The 21,210-nt window shown below is 64.3% G+C and carries 20 protein-coding genes; 5 read left to right on the top strand and 15 right to left on the bottom strand.

Going from position 1 to position 21,210, the window contains the following annotated elements:
- The first annotated feature begins 2 nt into the window (after positions 1 to 2).
- A complete protein-coding gene (locus LVJ94_27940) occupies positions 3 to 680 on the top strand; it encodes a TetR family transcriptional regulator (protein ID WXB00744.1) in 678 nt (225 codons plus the stop codon).
- Here the strand turns inward: LVJ94_27940 and LVJ94_27935 are convergent.
- Positions 637 to 1,530 carry a LysR family transcriptional regulator gene (locus LVJ94_27935; GenBank protein ID WXB00743.1) on the bottom strand — a complete coding sequence of 298 codons (894 nt, stop codon included), beginning with the start codon at positions 1,528 to 1,530 and terminating at the stop codon, positions 637 to 639. The two genes, LVJ94_27940 and LVJ94_27935, sit on opposite strands and share 44 nt — an antisense overlap.
- A 104-nt stretch (positions 1,531 to 1,634) precedes the next feature.
- Here LVJ94_27935 and LVJ94_27930 point away from each other — a divergent pair, with 104 nt between their 5' ends.
- Entirely contained in the window at positions 1,635 to 2,507 is an 873-nt protein-coding gene (locus tag LVJ94_27930) for an NmrA family NAD(P)-binding protein (protein ID WXB00742.1), read from the top strand.
- Positions 2,508 to 2,514: 7 nt separating this feature from the next.
- On the opposite strand, the gene LVJ94_27925 is transcribed toward LVJ94_27930, so the two are convergent.
- A complete protein-coding gene (locus LVJ94_27925; GenBank protein WXB00741.1) occupies positions 2,515 to 3,123 on the bottom strand; it encodes a hypothetical protein in 609 nt (202 codons plus the stop codon).
- Positions 3,124 to 3,544: 421 nt separating this feature from the next.
- The gene (locus tag LVJ94_27920; protein WXB00740.1) at positions 3,545 to 5,836 is read right to left on the bottom strand and encodes a glycoside hydrolase family 3 C-terminal domain-containing protein; all 2,292 of its coding nucleotides are present in this window, start codon (positions 5,834 to 5,836) and stop codon (positions 3,545 to 3,547) included.
- Positions 5,837 to 5,957: 121 nt separating this feature from the next.
- Here LVJ94_27920 and LVJ94_27915 point away from each other — a divergent pair, with 121 nt between their 5' ends.
- Entirely contained in the window at positions 5,958 to 6,728 is a 771-nt protein-coding gene (locus LVJ94_27915; protein WXB00739.1) for a glutathione S-transferase family protein, read from the top strand.
- Positions 6,722 to 7,090 (top strand): type II toxin-antitoxin system PemK/MazF family toxin, encoded by a 369-nt coding sequence (locus tag LVJ94_27910; GenBank protein ID WXB00738.1) that lies wholly within the window; start codon positions 6,722 to 6,724, stop codon positions 7,088 to 7,090. The genes LVJ94_27915 and LVJ94_27910 overlap by 7 nt, the downstream gene beginning before the upstream one ends.
- Here the strand turns inward: LVJ94_27910 and LVJ94_27905 are convergent.
- From LVJ94_27905 to vgrG, 6 genes are read right to left on the bottom strand one after another with little or no spacing between them, the layout of a single operon-like run.
- On the bottom strand, positions 7,080 to 7,781 hold the full coding sequence (locus tag LVJ94_27905; protein WXB00737.1) for a hypothetical protein: 702 nt from the start codon (positions 7,779 to 7,781) through the stop codon (positions 7,080 to 7,082). The two genes, LVJ94_27910 and LVJ94_27905, sit on opposite strands and share 11 nt — an antisense overlap.
- 51 nt (positions 7,782 to 7,832) lie before the next feature.
- A complete protein-coding gene (locus LVJ94_27900) occupies positions 7,833 to 8,357 on the bottom strand; it encodes a hypothetical protein (GenBank protein WXB00736.1) in 525 nt (174 codons plus the stop codon).
- On the bottom strand, positions 8,354 to 9,571 hold the full coding sequence (locus LVJ94_27895) for a DUF2169 domain-containing protein (GenBank protein ID WXB00735.1): 1,218 nt from the start codon (positions 9,569 to 9,571) through the stop codon (positions 8,354 to 8,356). The genes LVJ94_27900 and LVJ94_27895 overlap by 4 nt, the downstream gene beginning before the upstream one ends.
- Complete coding sequence (locus LVJ94_27890; GenBank protein ID WXB00734.1) at positions 9,568 to 10,494, bottom strand: hypothetical protein; 927 nt, start codon at positions 10,492 to 10,494, stop codon at positions 9,568 to 9,570. Before LVJ94_27890 ends, LVJ94_27895 begins: the two co-directional genes overlap by 4 nt.
- A gap of 6 nt (positions 10,495 to 10,500) precedes the next feature.
- Positions 10,501 to 11,493: a DUF2169 domain-containing protein gene (locus LVJ94_27885; protein WXB00733.1), complete on the bottom strand. Its 993-nt coding sequence runs from the start codon at positions 11,491 to 11,493 to the stop codon at positions 10,501 to 10,503.
- Positions 11,494 to 11,500: 7 nt separating this feature from the next.
- On the bottom strand, positions 11,501 to 13,732 hold the full coding sequence (gene vgrG, locus LVJ94_27880) for a type VI secretion system tip protein VgrG (GenBank protein ID WXB00732.1): 2,232 nt from the start codon (positions 13,730 to 13,732) through the stop codon (positions 11,501 to 11,503).
- A 168-nt stretch (positions 13,733 to 13,900) separates the two neighbouring features.
- On the opposite strand from vgrG, the gene LVJ94_27875 reads away from it, so the two are divergent.
- Complete coding sequence (locus tag LVJ94_27875) at positions 13,901 to 14,995, top strand: heparan-alpha-glucosaminide N-acetyltransferase domain-containing protein (protein ID WXB00731.1); 1,095 nt, start codon at positions 13,901 to 13,903, stop codon at positions 14,993 to 14,995.
- Here LVJ94_27875 and LVJ94_27870 read toward each other — a convergent pair.
- The 6 genes from LVJ94_27870 to LVJ94_27845 form a co-directional block, all read right to left on the bottom strand.
- Complete coding sequence (locus LVJ94_27870; protein WXB00730.1) at positions 14,986 to 16,221, bottom strand: VWA-like domain-containing protein; 1,236 nt, start codon at positions 16,219 to 16,221, stop codon at positions 14,986 to 14,988. The genes LVJ94_27875 and LVJ94_27870 overlap by 10 nt on opposite strands.
- Entirely contained in the window at positions 16,218 to 17,546 is a 1,329-nt protein-coding gene (locus LVJ94_27865) for a MoxR family ATPase (GenBank protein WXB00729.1), read from the bottom strand. The genes LVJ94_27870 and LVJ94_27865 overlap by 4 nt, the downstream gene beginning before the upstream one ends.
- A gap of 107 nt (positions 17,547 to 17,653) precedes the next feature.
- Positions 17,654 to 19,243: a SulP family inorganic anion transporter gene (locus LVJ94_27860; protein ID WXB00728.1), complete on the bottom strand. Its 1,590-nt coding sequence runs from the start codon at positions 19,241 to 19,243 to the stop codon at positions 17,654 to 17,656.
- A 10-nt stretch (positions 19,244 to 19,253) separates the two neighbouring features.
- A complete protein-coding gene (locus LVJ94_27855) occupies positions 19,254 to 19,919 on the bottom strand; it encodes a carbonic anhydrase (GenBank protein WXB00727.1) in 666 nt (221 codons plus the stop codon).
- 134 nt (positions 19,920 to 20,053) lie between these two features.
- Positions 20,054 to 20,254, bottom strand: a complete 201-nt coding sequence (locus LVJ94_27850; protein ID WXB00726.1) for a hypothetical protein — start codon at positions 20,252 to 20,254, stop codon at positions 20,054 to 20,056.
- 456 nt (positions 20,255 to 20,710) lie between these two features.
- Entirely contained in the window at positions 20,711 to 21,094 is a 384-nt protein-coding gene (locus LVJ94_27845; protein ID WXB00725.1) for a hypothetical protein, read from the bottom strand.
- Positions 21,095 to 21,210: the final 116 nt, after the last annotated feature.

The following is a 21,210-nucleotide window of genomic DNA, read 5'->3' as shown; positions in this document are numbered from 1 at the left end:
GAATGCCACCGAATCGAAAGCCCGCGATCGCACCGCGCAAACGACCGACGCAATCGCGGGCCATCCAACTGGTGGCCGATGTGCTCGAAGCGGCCATCCGCGTCTTGAAGCGCGAGGGCGGGCACCGCTTCACCACCGTGCGCGTGGCCCAAGAGGCGGGCGTGAGCGTCGGCTCGCTCTACCAGTATTTTCCGAACAAGGAGTCGCTGCTTTTTCGCCTGCAGCAAGACGAGTGGGAGGCGACCTATGCGATGATGCACCAGCTGCTGCATGCGCCCGATCGGACGCCGGAGCAGCGACTGCGCTGCGCGGTGGTGGCCTTCTTCCGCACCGAATGGGACGAGGCGGATCTGCGCCGCGCGCTCGACGACGCGGGCGCCCTCTTTCGAAATGCGCCGCCCGCGAAGGCCTTTTACCGCAAGGCGATGCAGCGCCTCGCCCCGTTCTTCGCCGAGATGCTTCCCCGTGCATCGGCCGCCGAACGCGAGCACCTGGCCGACTTCACCTTGACCGTGCTGGCCTCCGTCGGGGAGAAGATCACGGAGCGCGGCCTGTCGCGAAAAGAAGTCGAGCGATGGGCCGAGGAGACGGCGGACATGTTGTGCGCGCATCTGGCTCGTGTGGCTCGTACGCCCGCTACCAACGTTCGCGCTTCAATTGGGCGGCGAGAAACTCCGTGAAGAGGCGCGTTTTGGCCGGTGGCGTCTGGCTCGCCGGCGACACGGCGTGGATGGGGATGGTCGGCAGCTCGTAGTCGACGAGCACCAGCTCGAGGGCACCCGCGTCGACCAACGTGCGGACCTGCCAAAGCGGGCCGAAGCCGAGACCGAGTCCGTGCACCACCGCCGCATGCGCGGCCGCGGATCCATCGACCCGAAAGCGGCCCTCGACCTTGACGGTGGTCGCCTTTCCACCGATGCGAAAACGCCATTGATGGGCATGGCGATCCACCGTGCGGATGACGCATTGATGGTGCGCGAGCTCCCGCGGATGCTTCGGCTTGCCATGTTTGGCGAAATAGCGCGGGGCACCGTAGACGACGGCGCGAAGGCTGCCGAGGCGTCGCGCCCGCAAATCCGAATCGGCCATCTCACCCATGCGGATGGCCACGTCGAAGCCTTCCTCCACCAGGTCGACGTACCTCTCGGAGAGCGCGAGCTCGACCTCGATCTTCGGGTGACGATCCATGAAGGCCGCAAGGGCGGGCACCAGGTAGATGGGGGCGAAGAGCACCGACGAGCTGACGCGCAGGACCCCGGATACTTCGTTCCGGCGGTGGATGGCGTCGATCTTGGCCGCCTGGATCTCGGCCAGGGCGGGTTTGACTCTGCGGTAGAAGGCAAGCCCCGCCTCCGTGGGATTCGATTGCCGCGTCGTGCGGTGCACCAATTCGATGCCGAGACGTCCCTCGAGGGCGGTGAGCGAGCGGCTGATCGATTGCAGCGAGCGACGCTCCGCGCGGGCGGCCGCCGTAAGGCTTCCCTTTTCCACCACCGCCAAGAAGGCTTCGAGGTCGTCGATGCGGTCCACGATGATTCTTCCGAAGTTCGGAAGACAATATCGCAAAATGCACTCATTGTATCGAAGATCGGAGAACACTAGAAAACCAGGGAACGGAACGAAGGAGAAAAACCATGTCGAATCCGATTGTCCTGGTCGTGGGGGCTGCTGGTCGATTTGCCGGGTTGTTGGTCCCCGAGCTCGTGCGCCGCGGCGCCACGGTGCGTGCGCTGGTGCGGAGCGAGGCGAATGCGGCCGTGGCACGAAAGGCCGGCGCTGCCGAGATTGCCCTCGGCGATCTGCGTGATGCCGCCAGCCTCGAGGCGGCGGCGCGCGGAGCTCGAGGCATTTTTCACATCGGTCCGGCGTTTGCGCCGGACGAATCGGAACTGGGGCTGCGCATGGTGGGCGCGGCCAAGCGGGCCGGCGTGCGAAGGTTCGTCTTCTCGAGTGTGATGCACCCGACCAATGCCCGGTTGGGCACCCATGCCATGAAGCAACCCGTCGAGGAGGCGCTCTTCGGATCGGGGCTCGCGTACACGATTTTGCAGCCGACGAACTTTTACCAGAATATCGAGCTTGCCTGGCCTGCCGTGCTCGCACACGGCGTGTTCGCCGAGCCCTTCGCGAAGACGGCCCCCGTGGCACGCGTCGACTACCGTGATGTCGCCGAGGTTGCCGCCAAAGCCCTCACCGAGGATCACCTTGCGTACGGCACGTTCGAGCTATGCGGCGAGGAGCAGCCCACCCGTGAGGACATCGTCGCCCTCATGGGCGAGGCGCTCGGCCGCCCCAAGAGCATTGCAGCCGCCGAGCCGAGCTTCGCCGAATGGCGGGCCATGGCCAATCCGCCATACGACGAACGCCAGCTCGGGTGGCTGGCAAGCATCTTTGCGTATTACAACGAGCACGGCATACGCGGAAACACCACGGTGCTGCGCACCCTCTTGGGACGCTCGCCGCGAACGCTCCGCGCGTACGTCGGCGAGCTTGCCCAGTCGAGCTAGTGCTCCGTTACTGCTTGGGCGTCAGCACGATCTCCGGCGCAGGCAGGCCTTTGAGGCTCGGCTGGGACTGGAGAAAGGCGGTGATCTGGGTAACGTTTCCGGGGGTGGCGGAAGACCAGTATTTACCGGTTTGGCCGAGCATACACGCGCTGGCTTTGTACTTGGGTGTGACCACGATGTACGGGAACGGCGGAACGCCCGCGGGCGGATCGACGCAGTGGCAGAAGACGCCGTTGGGGGTCACTTCGCATGGCTGCCCGAGGCACCAGGCCCACTTCGACGTATCCGCCTTTGCACTGGTGCATTCTTGGTAGCTGTCGACCGGGTGATATCGGGATTGCAGCGTGTTGCCGTTCTGCGGCTGGCACTGCGAACCGTATGCCGTGGCCGAAAAGCGAGAATCGAGAAAACATTTGCACAAATAGCCGCCCTTTTCCGCCTCGCACGACGCAATGGTGCAATTGGCAAAGTTCGAAGGAGGGCAATATACGAATTTGGTGCCAGCGTCGCCGGACGAGGTTGCGACTGACGATGTGCTCTCCGTCGTCGTTTGCGATGCGCCGCAAGCGACGGCCGTAACCGTGGCAACCCCTAGGAAGAGTGCTTTGCGAATCATATATCCCCTCCGGATGCTCGAGCGAAATCGCCCAGCGTAGGTTACGCGATTTCGAATCGTGCGTCCCACCGGGAAAGTCGCTTTCGAGCATCGAGGGTATTCCGCACATCCGAGCTGCTTGGCGCAGCTGCGTCGTCGCGGAATCCAGCGCAGGCCCACCAGCTGCTCAAATCCATCGCGAACGAACTGCTCGATTGCACATCGCTCGGTGCGTGCTCGCACCGAGCCGTGATCGTTGCTGCATTGCAAATGTCGGCGGGTGTCCGCGCAGGCATCCGGTTGCGCCGCATTCGGCTCAGTCTCAAGTTCAGGGCAGGATTGTACCTGGAGCGACCGACAAAATAAAAACCACGACGAATAAGAGCTATTCGTCGTGGTCGAAATTCGGGAGACGGGGACCGCCTCGCGTCACGTCAACCGGCTATCGCGCGAACCGGAACCAGTTCACGTTCACGAAGTCGCCGCCCGGGCCGGTGAAGGTGATGTACACCGCGTGCTTGCCCGTGGCGGAGGCCGAGAGATTCGCCGTCGCACTCGTCCAGCTTTGCCATCCGCCCGTGCCCGAGACCGCGGTGCTGGCGATGACCGGCCCCGTGGCGCTGTCGAGCCGGTATTGCAGCGTGCCGCTGCCGGCGCCCGACGCGAGCCTCGTGGTGACGGAGACGGCGCTCGTCGCCCCGAAGTCGACATTGGTATAAAACACGGAGTCGCCGGGGTTGATGTACCCGATGTTTTGCCCGCCGCCCGTGTCGGTCGTCGTCTCGGTCTGAATGCCGGACTGCCCGTCGAACGACTCGGCCTGAATCGTGTCGTACGCATTCCGTGCGGGCGGCGCGCCATAGGTGAGGCCGAATCCGAAGGGGTAGAGGGCGGGCTTGCCATCCCCGTCGTTGATCGGCTGTTGGCTGGCGGACTGCATCCAGGTTACCGGCAATTTGCCCGTCGGCGCGTAGTCGCCATAGAGCACGTCGGCCACGCCCGAACCCTCGGTGCCGGGCAGCCACGCGGCCACCAGGCCATTCCAATTCGGCACTTGCGATGCGATGTCCAGAGGCCGGCCCGAGACCAACACCACCACCACGGGCACTCCGCTGTTTCGCAACGTGGTGATCGTGTTCAGATCCGTGGAGTCCAGGCCCATGTCGTTGGGACGGTCGCCCGCGCCCTCGGCGTACGGCGTCTCGCCCACGACGGCAATGGCCACTTTGTACGAGTTGTCGATTCCCGAGCCGCTCTGATTGTACGTCACCGTCGTGCCGGCCCCTGCGCCGTTGCGGATCCCCTGCAGGATGGTCGTCCCGGTGGTGATGTTGCCGCTGCTGCCCTGCCAGGAGATGGTCCAACCGCCGCTCTGAAGGCCAATGTTGTCGGCGCTCTTGCCGGCGACGAAAATCTTGTTGTTCGCCTTGGCCAGCGGAAGAACGTTGCCCGCATTCTTGAGCAGCACCATCGATTCGCGCACCGCTTGGCGCGCGAGCGAACGATGCGCCGCATTGCCCACCGTGCCCGTGTAGCTGCGATCGGTCAGCGGCTTTTCGAAGAGGCCGAGCTCGAATTTTTTGGTCAGGATGCGGCGGTTCGCATCGTCGATGCGGGACATCGGAACGCGGCCGGCTTGCACCTCGCCGCGCAAGAGATTGATGAAGTCGCGCCAGGCCGTCGGCACCATGACCATGTCGATGCCGGCGTTGATGGACTGGCGCACCTCGGCGGCGGTGAAGCCAGGCTGTCCATCGATTTGATCGATGCCATTGTAGTCGGAGACGACGAATCCGCTGAATCCGAGTTCGTTCTTCAGGACGTTGGTAATCAAGTATTGCTGGCCATGCATCTTGGCCCCATTCCAGCTGCTGTAGCTGACCATGACCGAGCCCACGTTGCGCGCAATGGCTTCGCGGAAGGGCGGCAGGTGGATGGCCCGCAGATCGGCCTCACTGAGCTGCGTATTGCCCTGATCGGTGCCGTTGGTGGTGCCACCGTCGCCGACGTAATGCTTGGCCGTCGCGAGGACCGAGCCAGATGCGCTCAGCGAACTGCCTTGCAGGCCGGTGATGAGCGCGGCCAGTTGCGACGGCAATTCCGGCTTTTCGCCGAAGGATTCGTAGGTACGGCCCCAACGGTCGTTGCGCGCGACGCAGAGGCAGGGCGCGAAGTCCCAGTCGATGCCGGTGCCGGAGACTTCCTCGGCCACCGCCCGGCCGATCTGCTGCGCCAACGTCGCATTGCGCGTGGCCCCGAGGCCGATGTTGTGCGGGAAGATCGTCGCGCCAAATACGTTGTTGTGCCCGTGCACGGCGTCGACGCCGTAGATCAATGGGATGCCCAGGCGGGTCGCGACGGCGGCGTTCTGGTAGGCGTCGTACATGTTCGCCCAGCTCGAGGCCGTATTGGGCGAGGGCGCAGAGCCTCCGCCCGAGAGGACGGAACCAATGAAGAAATTGGTGACGTCTGCGTTGCTCACCGAGACGCGCTCGGGTTGGGTCATCTGACCGAGTTTCTCGTCCAGGGTCATCTTCGCGAGAATCTGATTGACCCGGGTGGCCACTGGCAGCGACGGATCCGGATAAGGGTCGTGGACGAGCAATTCCTGCGGGCCGGGCGCCGAATCTTCCGGAGCCTCGGATGGATCGTGCGCGTCCGTACTCACCGCGCAGGCCGAAGCCAACATGGTCATCCACCCTGCGAAAACGACGTTCGGTGCCGTCAGCCTCATTGGTGTCTCCAGTGTTCTTGGTGAAAAGCCGCGCGAATGATGATTGTCATCATTGTCGCCGTCAAGCAGCTTCTCGCCCGTAGGTGTATTCCGCGCTTCCGTGACGCTATAGTTGGAGGGAATGGCGACCCTCGTCACGATCCCTTTCAGTCACTTTTGCGAGAAGGCCCGGTGGGCCCTCGACTACACGGGATACGACTACGTGGAGGAGGGGCACATGCCGGTGCTGCATCGCTTTGCCGTCTGGCGTGCCACGAGCCCGCGGACTTCGGTGCCGGTGCTGGTGGCCGGTGGCCACGTTTTTGGCGACTCGACCGAGATTCTGGCCCACGCGGATGCGAGCGCGCGCCCGGAGAGGAAGCTGTACCCGGACGATGCCGCGCGTCGTGCCGAGGTGCAGTCCCTGGAGGACGATTTCGACGAGCGCCTCGGGCCGCACATTCGCCGGGTGATCTATTTTTATCTTTTGCCGAACCAGGACATGGCCCGCAAAGTCATGGATCGAGGAACGCCGTCCTGGGAACGCGCTACCGTGCGGCTGCTGTTTCCGGTGATGCGCCGGACGATGAACCGATTCATGGAGATCGACGCCCGCACTGCTGCGCAATCGCGCGACGAAGTGTTGCGCACGTTCGACGACGTCGAGCGGCGCCTGGGCGATGGGCGGCCGTTCCTCACCGGCGATCGCTTCACGGCCGCCGATCTCACGTTTGCCGCGCTCGCGGGGGTGGCGGTCTTCCCGCCGGAGTCGGAAAAGGCTTATCCCTCGATCTTCTCGTTGGGCGGGGAGGTGCCGCAGGATGCGCTCGACTTGGTGCGCGAAACGCAGGCGCGTCCCGTGGGAGACTTCGTGCGGCGCATCTACCGCGAACACCGGGGTCGCCCATGCTGATTCACCGCGGAGATATCCATTGGATCGCGCCCCAGGACGATGCGCAGGGGCCCGCCCCGAACTACGCCCACCCGTACGTGGTGGTGCAGGACGACTGGTTCAACCACTCGCGCATCACGTCCGTGGTCGTCTGCGCATTGACCTCGAACTTGCAGCGCGCGAACGAACCGGGCAACGTCCTGCTCGACCCGGGCGAGGGGAATCTGCCGAAGCAGAGCGTCGTGGTGGTATCCCAGATCGACGCCGTGGACAAATCGCGCCTGGGCGAGCGCATTGGATCCCTATCCGATGCGCGCGTGGAGCAGATTCTCGATGGGCTGCGCTTTCAGCAGGCGTCCTTCTTCGGCCGCCTCAAGGCTTGAGTTCGTACGACGTGAACGTGGCCGAGCCTTGGTAGTGTTTTCGCACGAACAAGAAGCCACCCGCCGTGTCGAACGAGAGCTTCGAGATGGCGGGGCCCATCGAAGTGCGTTCGCCGAATTCGAATTTGGCCCGCACATAGTCGATGAAGGCGGGCGTTTTGCTCGCCGTGACGCTCGCGGTCAACAGATCGCCCGATGGCGCATCGACCCACGCCGAGCCGTTCATCAAGTTTTCGGCGGGGACCTTGGCGTGGAAAAAGACGCGCAGGTGTGTGGGATCGCGCGCGTCGACGTCACCGACCCAGAAATCGTACTTGGCTTGCTCGCCGGCGAGGAAGGGCATGTGCACCTCGTCGCGGGATGAGCGAGCCTTGCGCGGCTCGCGCGCGCGCTCCGCAGCTTTTTGCTTTGCCTCCTCGGTCTTGTCCTGCCCATCCTCGATGTACTTGAGGATCTCCACCTTGGCGCGTTCCCCTTGCATCGTCACGCGGGCGGTCCCTTCTTTGTCGTCCATGTGACCCGTCACGGTGAACGAAGCCTTGCCCATCATCGCTTCGAACTGGGCCGACGTGCCGGCCAGCTTCGCGAGCAGCTCCGCGGGGACCGGGCGTGGTGCCGGTTCGTCGGCCTGAAGCTCGGCCGGCAAAGACAAAGCGAGACCGGTCAAAGTAAGGGCAAGCGCGCTCCGCATGCCCCGAGCATGCACGCCACCCGCGGCGTGTGCCACGGCCTACACACTTCTTCACACGCCTTCGACACCCTGGCGATCGAACTCGGCGACGATGTCCGCGTCCCCCGTGACGTCCGACGCGGGAATGCTTGGGGCGAGGTCTGCCGTCGTGGCAAGGCGTGCGGCGAACTGCTCGGTCATCCACGGCGGTACCTCGTCCGGCTTGTCGCAATTCAGGCGAATCTGCTCGCCGACGACCACCACGTTGTCATTGGCGCGCAGGGCGATGTCGCCGGCCGTGGTCTCTACCGAGGCATGGTGCGCAACGATGCGTGCTTCGTCGCGTGCATGCACGTCGAACCGCTCGCACTGCACCGACACGGAGTTCGCCGCGTGCAGCTCGATGTCGGCCGCTTCGAAGACGAGCTTCGGCCCTGCGTCGGTGAGGTGCACGGTGAGCTCGACCCTTCCGCTGCTTCCCACCACGCGGAGCGTCTCGTGTTCGCCCGCCCGCGTTACCTCGAGGCTGCGCCCCGACGGCAACGCGACCGTGCCCCATGTTTCCAGCGACTTGCTCAATGTGGTCTCGTTTTTCATCGTGTCCGCCACCTCACGGCATGGCGCATGCGCGAGACTTGCGCCTCCGTCAAAGGCTGCGACATCGCGTGCCGCGCCACCCACACCATCGTCAACTGCCCTTCGTCGGGGCGCACCACCACGGTGCGAAGCGAAGCCTCGCTCTCGACGACCCGCCCATCGGGAAGCTCGAACAAGACTTGCGGCACCTCCGTGGGAAGCGGAATATCGAAGCGCGGCGCCGTGGGGTGCATGCCCCAGAGCACGATGGTCTCTTGCCCCGTGAGCGGCGCGACCGCGAGCCAGGGCGATGCACCATGGTAGAATCGCTCTTGCCCCGGCGCGCCCGGGGTGAATTTGAGCACCGTATCTTCGGTGGGTTGCGCGACGAGCTCCGGAGGAATGACGCCACTGCGCACCTCGCAGAAATCCTCCGCTTTGCACGCGTGCGGCGCGCCCATGGACAGCAGAAAGGCCAAACGGGGAAACCACGACGGGTCGAACCAATCGAAGCCCGCGGGAAAAGGGGCTTTTGGCCATTGGTACAAATCGCCGGTGCAAAGCCGCGAAGGCGTCAGCCTATCCTCGGGAAACTCGAGATTCGGCAGCTCGAGCGCATCGAACGCCGCGCGCGACGGGTGCACCAGGAATCCGCGGCCCGCCGGATTGCGCGGATAGACGTACATCGACAATTCGTCGCTCGAGGACCTGGAATACTTGGCCAGCCAAATGGCCTCTTTGTCGGGATGGTCCACGGGCGACCAGAGATCCCGCCCGCCGTACGCGCGATCGTAGGTCAGGGGCATCCGCTCGAACGGCTCCGGCGGCGTGAAGACCACGTCGTTTCCCTCGCCCCGGTATTCGACACGCCGGTCACCTGTCACGCGGATTCGTCGTGCTACTTTTTCGGGCTCGCTCGTGCCCATGATGCCAACGCCGACGTCCATGAATGGGACCGGTCCATTCATGGAATGGGCCGTTCCCTGGACGACCACGTCGGTACCCGCCTTCTGATGGCAAAATACGTCTGGATCGGTCAATGGAGCCGCGTCGCTACCTTGTCCCGTCGCCTCGTAGTAGCTCGGCTCCATGTGCAAAGGCACCTGCAGGGGGGCAACGACCGGTCTATGCCCCGGCGCGAACGTGTACGTGCGCTTCGCGAAGGCGTGAAGCAAGGCGGTGCCGTTCGGTGCCTCGGTGAAGTCGATGAGCGAGAGAACTCCCTGGTCGGTCATCCGCCACCCTTCTCGTCGGGGCCAGCGATATTCCCCACGACGTTGTCGACGCCCGTCATCACGCCGCCGAAGTCGCCGAAGAAGTAGTATCCGTCCTTGATCAGATCTCCGGTGGCCTTCGTCACGAAGTCCTCCGCGAACTTCATCCCCGGGCCGAAGTCCGCCCCGCGAAATGTCGGAAAACTGGGTGGCACGTTCAAGGATCCCCGCAGGTAAACGATAGCCCTCGTCCTCCAACGGTCTGCCGTGGTCTGCAAACTTTTTGCGAGCCGATCGCGCACGGGTTTGGAGATGTTCTGAGCTTGGAGCGTCGTAAGTAGCTTTTTCTGACCACCCTCGAGAAGTTTGCCGATTCCCCAGTTCAATGCAAACGAGATCGCACAATCGATGACGGTGGTGATCACGTTGCCGAGGATGTCGGCCCAGGTCATGCCGGCCCTGACGGAGCTGGGCGCTTGCATGGATATCGTCAGGGGTAGGTCACACGGGTCCGAGCAGATCGTGGAATTGGCCACGCCGACGGATTCGCCAATCAACATGACGGCGGGGTTGTCGTCCGTGCCGGTGATGTTCGCCTTGACGGAGTAAGGGCCCCAAATTGTTTTGGTTGCGCCAAGCAGATTGAGCGGAATCCACATCACCAAATCGCAAATCGGCGTAATGACAGGTACGGGCCAGGAGCAGCAGAGGTGCGGACGCAGATAGCGCGTGTCGCTGCCACGCTTCACCAAACCCACACCTTGGCCCAGCACGTTTGAAGACTCCTGGTCGCCGATGATCCACCTGGCCGTCGATACCGAGACCCAAAGATGATACTTCTTCGGTGTAAGCAGGACCAAGGCCGGCGGCGTAAGTCCGATCGCCGTGTGGAGGTCGATGCCAATGACGACGCACGAAGGTTTTATGACTTGGTAGGTGGCCATGGTCCCTTAGCCTGATCCAATGGGAAGGTGAGCTCGTTGCAAAATGGCCACCCGTTTCTCGAAGGGCCTCAGCACGTATCGAAACGATGCGCGCAGGGAGAGTACGACCAACTGCGCGTCGACGAAGACCCAGAGTCCACTGAATTTCAGCGGGCAGGAGATGCGCTCCGCGCCGATTTCCACGCGCAGCGCGAGTTCGATGGGCGGTACGTGAAACGACGCCCGCGTCTCGCCCAAGGCGATATCCACCGGAGCGCCCGCTCGAAGCTCGGGCATGACGTTTCGCGGAGGCGCCGCGCACACGTAACATTGGGCCGATTGCCGCATGATCTCGTCGGCGTTGGGCGGCGGCCGACCGGACTTCGAGCTTTCGCCGAGCCATGATGCTATTTGCCAAAGGTGCGAATTGGCAATGGGGCTCCATGCGACGGGCAGGGGGCGGTCGTTCCAATTTCGAACGGGCGCGTTCGGATCTTCCAGGTTGGGTAGTGGGTTATCCGCGGCATGGTCGGGCGACAGATAGGCGCCGCGACCCTCGGGGTTGATGGGGTCGGGAACGGGCAGTCCTTCCTGCAACGTGGTTCCACCGAAAGCGCGCGACCAGTCCACCGGCATCGCCGTGAACGGGCGAGGATCCGAGGCTACGAGCGAGCGCCCCGATCTTTTCCAAATGCGGTCGCCCACCACGAAGATATCGTTGCCGAAGTCTCCGGCCCGCACATGCGCTTTGAGCCAGGAAACGGGCGTTTGCGAGAGAGCGGTGCCCGTCACGATCAAATCGCACCCATTCCGGCTGGGGGCATCGTCGCTGGGAAAGGTGCCGTGGGTCGTGCGGACGGGGGTGACGAAGACGGGCCACGGCTCGTCGGCCGGCACGAGCGTCCTCCGGTTTTCCAGGCGAAACGTGGCCCGCGCGGCGACCCACGCCAGGTTGACCGTTTCGCCGCCCCCGCCGAAGAAGAAGCGAGCTTGCCACGGTGTTTCGTTGATGAACTTCATACCGCCATTACGAATTGAGTTTGACCGTGGAGCCAGTCACCTTGGCCTCGCCCGATGCATTCATGTGCGCGTCGCCCGCCAGGGTGACGGTGGCGCCGCCCCCATCCAGAGACACCTTCGGCCCGGATGCGGAGATCCCGGCGGCGGAGATGGTCAGCGTGACGCCTCCCACCTTCAGCGTGATGTTCGACTCACCGTCGATGGTGATGTTGGCAGCTCGCAAGGTGAGATCGGCGCTGGTCGATGAGACGATGTTGCCGGTTGCGATCTGGGTCAAAGAGCCGGTAACCGTGGACGCATCGCTTCCCTGTACGGTCTTCGTGCGGTTGCCCGTGACGTTGATGGTTTGGTTCGCCGTGACGGAGACCGTTTGATTCGCCCCCGAGGAAATCGATTGATCGGCGCCCGAGGAGAGCGACTGTTTGGCGCCCGCAGAATGCGTTTGATCGACGGCTGCCGAGAGCGACTGGTTCGCCCCCGCGGAGTGCGATTGATCGGCCCCCGCCGAAAAGGACTGATTCGCGCCCGCGGAGTGCGTCTGATTCGCCCCGACCGTCGTCGTATCGTTGGCGCCGACGGTCGCCGTTTTGTTCGCTCCGATGGTGCTCGTCTGATTGGCCCCCACGGTGCTCGTCTTGTTCGAGCCAATGCTCTCCGTGTGCGCGTCTTGGACGGTGATGTCCATGTTCTTCTGCGCGTGGATGTAAATCTTTTCCTGGCCGGTGTGGTTGTCCTGCGTAATCTCGTTGAAGCCGCCGCCCCCGGGAACGCTCTTCGTCTTCCAGGTGCTGTTGGCCACGTCCACCGGCATCTTGTACGGCTGTGTGTCGACACCATTGTAGACGGCGCCGATGACCACGGGGCGGTCGATGTCGCCGTCGATGAAGTCCACCAGCACCTCGGAACCGACTTTGTGAGCTTGCCAAAAGCCTTCGTCGAAGTTGGCGACGGGGGTCATCATGCGAATCCAGCAGGAGCTGTTCTCGTCGTTTTTCCCGTCGCGATCCCAGTGAAACTGCACCTTGATGCGCCCGTACTCGTCGACGAATGGGTCGCCGTTGGTGGGCCCCACCACGCGCGCGCTCTCCAGACGCGAACGCGGCTTTGGCAGATGCGGCGGATGAATGGTCACATCGGCCGGCACCGCCTCGAAGGCGGTGAGCTCCTCGCTGGCCTTGCCCGCGACCGGGCCCCCGAGGCCACTCCCATGGGTGGGAAGCGAGAGAAGGCCGTGCACCTTTCCCGCGACGGATACTTGGGTAAGAAGGAGCTTGCGGTTGAACGCCCCATCGCGGTGTCCGTGCAGCGTGAACGTCTTGCCGGGGATGAACCGCAGCATCGACGCCGTGCCGGTCACGGTGAACGCGTCGGAGCGCTCCTGCGCAAGTCGCAATTGTGCGCGCCTCTCGGCGAGGTGATGCAAATCGCGAAAGCCGGCGGCGTATGCCCGGCGCTCGCGACGGGCATGCCCCGTGTTCGGATCGACTTCCGCGCGCCCCTGGAGCCGCGTCGATGGCGCGCGAAAATCGTAATCGCGGTGTTCGATGGCACCTGTTCGCACGCGCTGCGCGCGTTGGATGGTGCACACGTGCTCACCCGAGACCGCGCCGCTGTCGTGGTGGAAATCGATGTCCGCGTCGTTCGCCAGCTCGGTGAACCCATCGCGGCGATTGGTGAAGACCACCACGGTGGTGTCGGGCGTCCGATCGAAGTAGTAATGCAGCCCCTCGTGCGCCGCGAGGCGCGCGAGAAACTCGAGATCCGTCTCGTCGGCCTGCACCGTGTACTCGTGCGTGGGCAGGGGAGGGTAGACGTGCCAGGCGGTCTGGATGCCCTCGGAGCGCACGATCTCGCGGATGATTTGCTCCACGGTCATCTGCTGGAAGATGCGATAGCCCCCGGAGTAGCGCAGGCTGGCCAGGTGCGGCTCGATGACCACGGTGGTGGACGCTCGGTTGTCCCCCACGTACGCGCCGTCCGGCAGAATCTCCGTGACGATTCCGTGAACGATCAGCTCCGTCGTCCCGCCGCGCGCGACGGTGAATGACGCGTCGCGGCCCAAGGCCATCTCGAGATCCTGCACGTCCTCGCGTTCCGTGATGACGGCGATCGTGTAGGAGAACAGCGATGAGAGGCGTTCGTGCCCCTCGAACGAGGCTACGGAGAGAATCGATTCCTCGACGTCCGCAATCAGCAGTCGGCAGCGCAGGTCGTCGTAGTGTCCGGCGAGCGAGGGCATCGCAACAGTCATTGCACTCGAAGATTGCGCATGTTTTCGCGTTCGACAATGTATCTGTGCGGTACAGGGTCCCGTATCAGTGGTACGGCGCGATTGGTACATAGGATACACCGCGCTGCGGTCGTGGTAAGTTCACGCCATGATGGGCTCTTCGCGCTTATTTTTCGAATGAATCGCGCCACGGAACGAATCGAGTCGGTGGACCTTCTGCGCGGCATCGTGATGGCGATCATGACGCTCGATCACGTGCGCGACTTCTTTTCGGGCGCCCAGTTCGGTCCGATGGATCTGGACCACACGACGTCGGCGTGGTTCGCAACCCGGTGGATTACGCACTTCTGTGCACCGGTCTTCGTGTTCCTCGCTGGAACGGGTGCCTATTTGAGCCGGCGGCCCAAGCCGGAGCTGGCCAAGTTTCTCGTGACGCGCGGGCTATGGTTGGTCTTTCTCGAAATCGCGTTCATTCGCCTGTGGTGGCCGTTTTCCGGGGGCGTGGTGCTCCAGGTCATTTGGGCTCTAGGCTGGAGCATGGTGGCCATGGCGGCACTCGTCTTTCTGCCGCTGCGTGCGCTCGCCGTCTTCGCATTGGCCATGATTGGCCTGCACAACGCGCTCGATGGCGTGCACGCCGAGGCACTCGGTCCGTTCAAGGCCCTATGGATGGTGGCGCACGAGTCGGGCGCGTTCTCCATGTTCGGCGCGACCCAGATTGACGTCGGCTATCCGCTCGTACCGTGGATCGGTGTGATGGCGGCGGGGTACGCGTTCGGTGCGCTTCTTCAGGGTGAGGTTGCGGAGCGGCGGCGGCGCATCGCCTGGCTCGGTGCGGCGGTGGTGCTGCTCTTCATCGTGCTTCGCGCCGCCAACGTTTATGGCGATCCACAGCCGTGGAGCGTTCAGCCGCGTGGCGCGCTTTTTACGTTCCTCTCCTTCCTCAAATGCTCCAAGTATCCGCCGTCGTTGCTCTATTTGGCGATGACCCTCGGGCCTGCGCTGCTGGCCCTTTCGGCGCTGGATCGTCCTGGGTTGGCGCGCGCCAGTGTGGCTCGGCCCTTTCTGGTGCTCGGGCGCGTGCCACTGTTCTTTTACCTGCTCCACCTTCCACTCCTTCATGGCGCGGCACGCCTCGTCGGGCAGAATGGCTACGACCTGGGGACGCTGTACGTGGTGTGGATCGCGGTGTTGGCCTTGCTCTATGGCCCGTGCCACTGGTTCGCCGGGGTCAAGCGGCGCAATCGATCCGCGTGGCTCAGTTATCTCTGAGGCCGTAACCGCGCGCGCTGGCCCCAGGGGCAGCCGAACGTCGTGGGCTTGGTCAGCACCCAGAGCGTGGGCACCGGCGGAGGCTCTGGCGCGAAAGGTCCATCTCCATCGGTGAAGTAGACGACGCCGTCGACGTCGTGTGCGCCGAGGATCTCGGGCGCGAACACGGGGCGCAGATCGGTGCCGCCGCGCCCGGTGACTTTGTCGATGCGCCCCGCGAAGGGGTACACGCGCGCGACGGCAGCATCGCACTCCGCGACGATGACATGGGCGCGCTCGGAGAGGGCGGTCAGCTGCCGGGCGATGTCCTCCAGCTCGATTTTCGTCATGCTGAGGGACGTGTCGATGGCAATGAGCAAGTGCGGGACGTCCGAGCGGCGGAGCGACCAGCTGCGGCCGGGCACCTCGAAAATGCGATGGGGAAAGCGCCGGCTGGGACGCGACCACGTGTGCACCGGGGCCCGTGCGCGCGCGGCGAACATTTGCAGGGCCGTGCGCCAGTCGAGGGGCTCGTCCGGCATGCGCGTGGTGTCCATGAGCTCTTCGACGATGCGCGCCGGCGTTCGCCCCGCCAAAAGGAACCGGCGCGGCACATCGCGCTCTTGCTGCCGTTCTTCCTCCTCGTGCTCCACGAATTCCTCGCTCACGGCGTTCGCCACGACGATGGCCGTTTGCGCCACCCCGCCAGGCGCCGCCCGCCCGCGCGCGAGAAAGCGATGGTCGTCGACCGTCCCCGCCCCCTGTTCGCCCGCCGAGGGCCTCGGGCGGGCGCCGGTCTTCTTCGCGTACTCGACGAGGATCTCGTAGCGCTCGCGCGTGCTCTGTCCGGGGCGAATGCCCACGTTGGAGTACGCGCGGCAGGTCACCGCGGGGGGCAGCGGCTCCTCGATGTACTCGTTGGCGGACATCTCCACGGCGAGGTCCATCAGCTCGGGCTCTTCGACGTCGACGAACTTGGGGTGCGTGAGATGGCCCAGGACGACGTGGTGCACTTCATGGAGAAGCACGCCGCGCAAGAACTGGGGCTCGGCCATGAAGGATTCCACGTTGACGTGGAGGTACAGCCGGCCATCGTACAGCGAGATGGCCATGCGCTTCACGGAAGGGTCCGCGACCGGTGTGATCTTGGCCAGGATGGCTGCGTAATAGGGATACGCCTCGAGAAAGCTCGGATCGCGTACGAACCCGTCGAGCCACGCTTCGAGTTCGCTCGTGCCCGGTGTCACGTGCCGGGCCGCACCGGGGTGATGCCCACGCGCTTCAAGGTTTCCACGAGCACCAATGCGTCGCGCTCGGGCAGCTGCGTGAGCACGTGCCCGAGGCTCGTGCGCGCGACGTTGCTCTTTTTGAGCTCGGGCAGGCGTGCGGGTTGCTCCACGAAGACGCACAGGGCGGTGACCAGCAAGGAGATGCGGTGGCGTTTGACGGGATCGGCGCGCCAGGCGGCGAGCTTTTTCTCGGCGGCGCTGCCGGGGAAACGTGCCAGGAGCTCGCTGGGCTCGACGTCGATGAGGGAGGTGGCCGTTACGTTGGAGCCGATGGCCTCTTGCAGTTTCTCCCGCTGGTCGCCCGGCAGGTCGGCGAGCAGCGCCTCGAACGATGCCAAGAGCAATTGCTTCTGCGCGACCAGCACGCCGGCCTCGGGGCCCGCCAGGAGTGGCGCCAGCCGGTGCACGATTTCATCGATGCGATCGGTCTGGCCGCGATCGCGGTAGCCCGCGATTTCCCGGGCGCGGGGGGAGTCGGCCGTGTACGCGGCGAGCAGTTCGCGCACGTCGAACGAGAGCCGCGAGCCCCAGGAGCCACGCGAAGCCAAGAGCGCTTCGACCCACGGCGCCGGCAGGTACCCGCCGAGCGCATCGCGCAGCAGGGCACCATCGTGCAACTCGGCCGGCGAGAAGGCCCGCAGAAGCTCCGAGGCGTACGCCCACGTGCGCGGTGGAACGTCATCGAGGATGCGCTCGTGCCCATGGGCCAGCGCCACGATGCCGGGGTGCAGGTCGTTCGTCTGCGCCCATGCGAGCCACGCACCGCGGTCCGCGCGCACGTTGACCTGGAGAAAGCGCGCGCGCAGGGCCTTGTCGAGCGCGGTCACGTGGTACTCCGCGGTCTGCGGGTTGACGGTGGCCACGCAGATCCAACCCGGCGGAAGCTCGTACTCGTGCAGGCGCCGCGCGGACAGCAACTGCAGTGCCGGCTGTTGGATGTACCGCTCGGCGCGATTGAGCTCTTCGAGAAGCAGGATCCCGGCGCCCTCGCGCGGCAGCACCGAGGGCAGCGCGTAGTGGGTGCGCCCATCGTCCCGCACCACGGGCAGCCCCACCAGATCGGGCGGCTCGAGCAGGCTCAAGTCGAGCACGGTGGTGGCGACGCCGAGCTTTTCGGCCACGCTCCGAACGATCTCGCTCTTGCCGATGCCCGTCGGCCCTTCGAGCAAGACAGCCCGCCGCGCCCGATAGGCCACGTCGAGCACGCGCTCCAACCTAGGCCCTACGGGGACTGCAAGTGGACGCAACGCTTCGTTCGATGCTGCCGCTTTCGCCGATGCCACGGCTCTTCACTAGCAGACATCGCGAAAGGCCACACGCGCCGGTCGCGGGGAGGGCGCCTGTCGGCGCGTGGGGAGAAGGATTTGGTCGAGCGAAAATTTCGAGGTGGTTAGGCGGCCCCCGCGAGGGGGTCTCCCTCCTTCGGCATGTCGTCGCTCTCGGCCCGATGGGGGGCCTTGCCGTGGTTCCGGCGGTAGGAGTGGTAGCGTTGCTCGAGGGCATGCCAGTCGACCACGACCGAGCCGCCCTGGGTGCGGTGCTGCTTCTCCCAGTTGGTGAGGAACTCCAAGGTCGCATGATCGACGTGGTCGAGTTCGTCGAAGTGGATGTGCAGCTCCCGGCCCGGCGGAACGCGGTCCACCGTTTCGGCGATGTCGGCCAGCCGGAAGAACGTGGCCGTTCCACGGAGACGGAGGATGGCCCGAGCCTGCTCGGGGATGTCCTCGAGGTGAATCTCCATGCGGGACATGCGGTAGAGGAGCTTGGCGATGGCCAGGCCGAGGCCCACCATGACGCCCTTGAGCAAGTCCGTGGCGACGATGGCCAGGACCGTGACGGCGTAGATGGCCACCTCGCTCTTTCCGAACTTGGAGAGCTCCTTCATCATCTTGACGTCGACCAGCTTGTAGCCGGTGAAGACCAGGATCGCCGCCAAGCTGGCGACCGGCACGAGGCGCAACACCTGGGGCAGCGCCATGACGAGCACGAGGATCCACGCGCCGTGCAGAAAGGCGGAGAGACGGCTGCGTGCACCGGCTTGGACGTTGGCCGACGAGCGGACGATGACGCCCGTCATGGGCAGCGCGCCGACGAGGCCGCAGAGCATGTTGCCCACGCCCTGCGCGAACAGCTCGCGGTTGTAGTTCGTGCGCGGTCCGGTGTGCATGCGGTCGACCGCGCCGGCGCAGAGCAAGGTCTCGGCGCTGGCGACGACCGCCAAGGCCACCGCCGTGCCCCACACCGCCGGGTTTGTCAGCAAGTGCAACGAGTCCGACGTCGGTAGCGAGATGGACGCGGTGAGGTCACTCGGCACGTTGACGTGGGCGATCGAGAAGCCGAAGACGTTGGCCACGACCGTTCCCACGACGACCCCGACGAGGGGGCCGGGCACCAAGCGCAAACGCGCCGGTACGCGCGTCCAGAGCAACAGGGTCGCGATGCTGACCACGCCGACCAAGGCCGCCTGCTGGTGATGGATGTTTTCCTCGGGGAAGATCGCCTTCCACACCGCCATCGGAATGCTGACGAGGTTCAACAAGCCGCTGCTCTTCGGCTTGTCGTCCACCATGACGTGGAACTGACCGGCGAAGATCAGCACGCCGATGCCCGCGAGCATGCCGTGGATGACCGACGGCGGAACCGCGCGGAACCAGCGGCCGCCCTTGACGAGTGCGGCCGCGGCTTGGATGGCGCCCGCGAGGAGCACCATGATGCCCAGCGCGCCGAGGCCATGGTGTTGAATGAGCTGCCAGACGATGACGGTCAACCCCGCCGCAGGACCGCTGACCTGCAGAGGAGAGCCTTGGATGACGCCGACCACGAGCCCGCCGATGATGCCGGTCATCAGACCCGCAGCGGGCGGCGCGCCGGATGCGATGGCGATTCCCATGCACAGCGGAAGTGCCACCAGGAAGACGACGACGGACGCTAGGAGGTCCTGGGAGTAGGTACGACTGCTGGTATGGGATTTCGGTTCCATCGGACGAGGCTCAGATAGATTGGAAGTGGGTTACGGGGGTGGGAGCGGCCGGCAGACGCGCCTCCGCGACGGGCAAGAATTGCCGTTGCTCCGGATCGAATGCGTACACTTCGCCGGTCTCGATCTTGTAGACCCAGCCGTGCAGACGAAGCGTTCCTCCGGCGATGCCTGCTGCAACCATCGGCTGCGTCCGCAAATGTTCGAGCTGCACGAGCACGTTCTCTTGAACGGTCGCCGTGATGCGCGCCTCTCCTTCGAGGTGCCGGTAATGTTCGCGGATGATTTGCTGCGTCGCCGCCGCATGCGCCAACCAGCTGGCCACGCGCGGGAGCTCCGTGACTTCCTCCGGGCGCACGACGGCTTTCATGGCCCCACAACGCGTATGGCCGCAGATGATGATATCCTTCACCTTGAGCGCGGCAATCGCGTACTCGATGGTGGCCGCCTCACCACCGACGTGCATGCTGTGCGGCGGAACGATGTTTCCGGCGTTTCGAATGATGAACAATTCGCCCGGCTGCGTCTGCGTGATGAGGTTGGGATTGATGCGCGAGTCCGAGCAGGTGATGAAGAGCGTCTCCGGGTTCTGACCGGTCGCCAGCTTCTCGAACAATTCTCGCTGCGGGCGAAAAATGCTGCGTTGAAACTCGTGAATCCCTTGAATCAGCTTTTGCATGTTGGCTCCGTGACAATTCAGGTGACGGCCATGGCTCGACTCGACGCCGAGATCCATCGCTGCTCCGTCTACCCTTCAAAAACTCGTCTAAATTCGAACGGTCGATCCGCTAAATTTAAATTTAGGATGACCCTTCACACGTGAAGCATGGCGAAGAGGTGTGCCTTCTTCCCATGGACGCTGGTGGCAACCTGGTGGCGCACGGATTTGTTTCTCGATTTTAATTTTAAATCATCGATCGGTAATCCGATTTGCGCTCGAAGCTGCCAGACGACGTCGCGCATGGCCTGTCCTGCTTTCCCTGCGAGGTTCTTGGCGGGATCGTTCATGGTCATGGGGTTCTTCTCGAGAGAAAAGAGAAGCTGGCGGTTCTTCGGCTCCTACCGCGGTGCGCTGTAAACGATATGACGCGTCAATGTGCGAGGTGCAAGTGGCGTTTTGGTGATGGCTCGAAATGGTCACTACGTTGCGTATTAGACAGATCGATACATCGCATTTCGGTAATGCCGAATGCCAATCAATGACCTCGCCGTGGCAATGAGGCGTTCCCAGTTGCCAATCACGAAATCGAACTATCGAGCCGCGCGCCGTGACGGTGGACGAGCCAGATGGGTCGTTCGACGTTCATCGGATGAACCGCACCGCAGGGGACCTCGGCCACGGCACCCGGGAGCGAAACCGCAAACGCTTGCGGCGCGAATCCCTTCACCGTCCAGCCAACGGGGGACCCTTCGAGCGGTCGGCGACCAGCCTTGCCATCCATGGCGGGCGCGCCGTCGCGCAGGCGTACACTAGGCTCGTGGAGGCGGCCTGGGGCACTCGACGTCGACGTCGCTCACGGGCCGCTCGATGGCGACCCGCTCCCAGCCTTTTAGATCCTTGCCGTGTTGCGAGGTGTCGATCACCCGCTCGAACTTCGCCACCGGCTCATCGTGCCGGTGCTCTTCTTCTTCCTCGGGAGGAAAGGCCAGCGAGGCACTTCCGCCTTCGCTGTCGCGCTCGTCATGCTCGCTGTCCACCGCCGCGACCTGCTGCATCGGCGCGGTTGCGGACGCGACGGAAAGCGTCGCCCAAGCCGCAAACGACGAACCCACCGGCACCCAGCAAAAAGCGAGCGCCATGAGGCCGCAAAGTACGGCGAGCAGGGCAGAGCGGCGGGTGGAAACGCGATTCACGGGCCTCGTAACCGTAAGGGATTCAGAGACGCTCTTCAACCCTTTCTTCGGATCAAAGTGTTGGGAATAACTTCATTTCTAGTGCTTCGTACAGCCATGCCGAACAAGTAAGGCGT

The sequence above is a fragment of the Sorangiineae bacterium MSr11367 genome (assembly GCA_037157805.1).
In the GTDB taxonomy this organism is placed as follows: domain Bacteria; phylum Myxococcota_A; class Polyangia; order Polyangiales; family Polyangiaceae; genus Pendulispora; species Pendulispora rubella.
The sequence above is the reverse complement of the archived record's forward strand: the minus strand, read 5'-3'. Positions and strand labels throughout refer to the sequence as shown.

Excerpts from the sequence above, each read along its gene's own strand:
- LVJ94_27940 (WXB00744.1), top strand. The coding sequence starts at position 3 with ATGCCACCGAATCGAAAGCCCGCGATCGCACCGCGCAAACGACCGACG.
- LVJ94_27930 (WXB00742.1), top strand. The coding sequence starts at position 1,635 with ATGTCGAATCCGATTGTCCTGGTCGTGGGGGCTGCTGGTCGATTTGCC.
- LVJ94_27925 (WXB00741.1), bottom strand. The coding sequence starts at position 3,123 with ATGATTCGCAAAGCACTCTTCCTAGGGGTTGCCACGGTTACGGCCGTC.
- LVJ94_27920 (WXB00740.1), bottom strand. The coding sequence starts at position 5,836 with ATGAGGCTGACGGCACCGAACGTCGTTTTCGCAGGGTGGATGACCATG.
- LVJ94_27915 (WXB00739.1), top strand. The coding sequence starts at position 5,958 with ATGGCGACCCTCGTCACGATCCCTTTCAGTCACTTTTGCGAGAAGGCC.
- LVJ94_27910 (WXB00738.1), top strand. The coding sequence starts at position 6,722 with ATGCTGATTCACCGCGGAGATATCCATTGGATCGCGCCCCAGGACGAT.
- LVJ94_27905 (WXB00737.1), bottom strand. The coding sequence starts at position 7,781 with ATGCGGAGCGCGCTTGCCCTTACTTTGACCGGTCTCGCTTTGTCTTTG.
- LVJ94_27900 (WXB00736.1), bottom strand. The coding sequence starts at position 8,357 with ATGAAAAACGAGACCACATTGAGCAAGTCGCTGGAAACATGGGGCACG.
- LVJ94_27895 (WXB00735.1), bottom strand. The coding sequence starts at position 9,571 with ATGACCGACCAGGGAGTTCTCTCGCTCATCGACTTCACCGAGGCACCG.
- LVJ94_27890 (WXB00734.1), bottom strand. The coding sequence starts at position 10,494 with ATGGCCACCTACCAAGTCATAAAACCTTCGTGCGTCGTCATTGGCATC.
- LVJ94_27885 (WXB00733.1), bottom strand. The coding sequence starts at position 11,493 with ATGAAGTTCATCAACGAAACACCGTGGCAAGCTCGCTTCTTCTTCGGC.
- vgrG (WXB00732.1), bottom strand. The coding sequence starts at position 13,732 with ATGCCCTCGCTCGCCGGACACTACGACGACCTGCGCTGCCGACTGCTG.
- LVJ94_27875 (WXB00731.1), top strand. The coding sequence starts at position 13,901 with ATGAATCGCGCCACGGAACGAATCGAGTCGGTGGACCTTCTGCGCGGC.
- LVJ94_27860 (WXB00728.1), bottom strand. The coding sequence starts at position 19,243 with ATGGAACCGAAATCCCATACCAGCAGTCGTACCTACTCCCAGGACCTC.
- LVJ94_27855 (WXB00727.1), bottom strand. The coding sequence starts at position 19,919 with ATGCAAAAGCTGATTCAAGGGATTCACGAGTTTCAACGCAGCATTTTT.
- LVJ94_27850 (WXB00726.1), bottom strand. The coding sequence starts at position 20,254 with ATGACCATGAACGATCCCGCCAAGAACCTCGCAGGGAAAGCAGGACAG.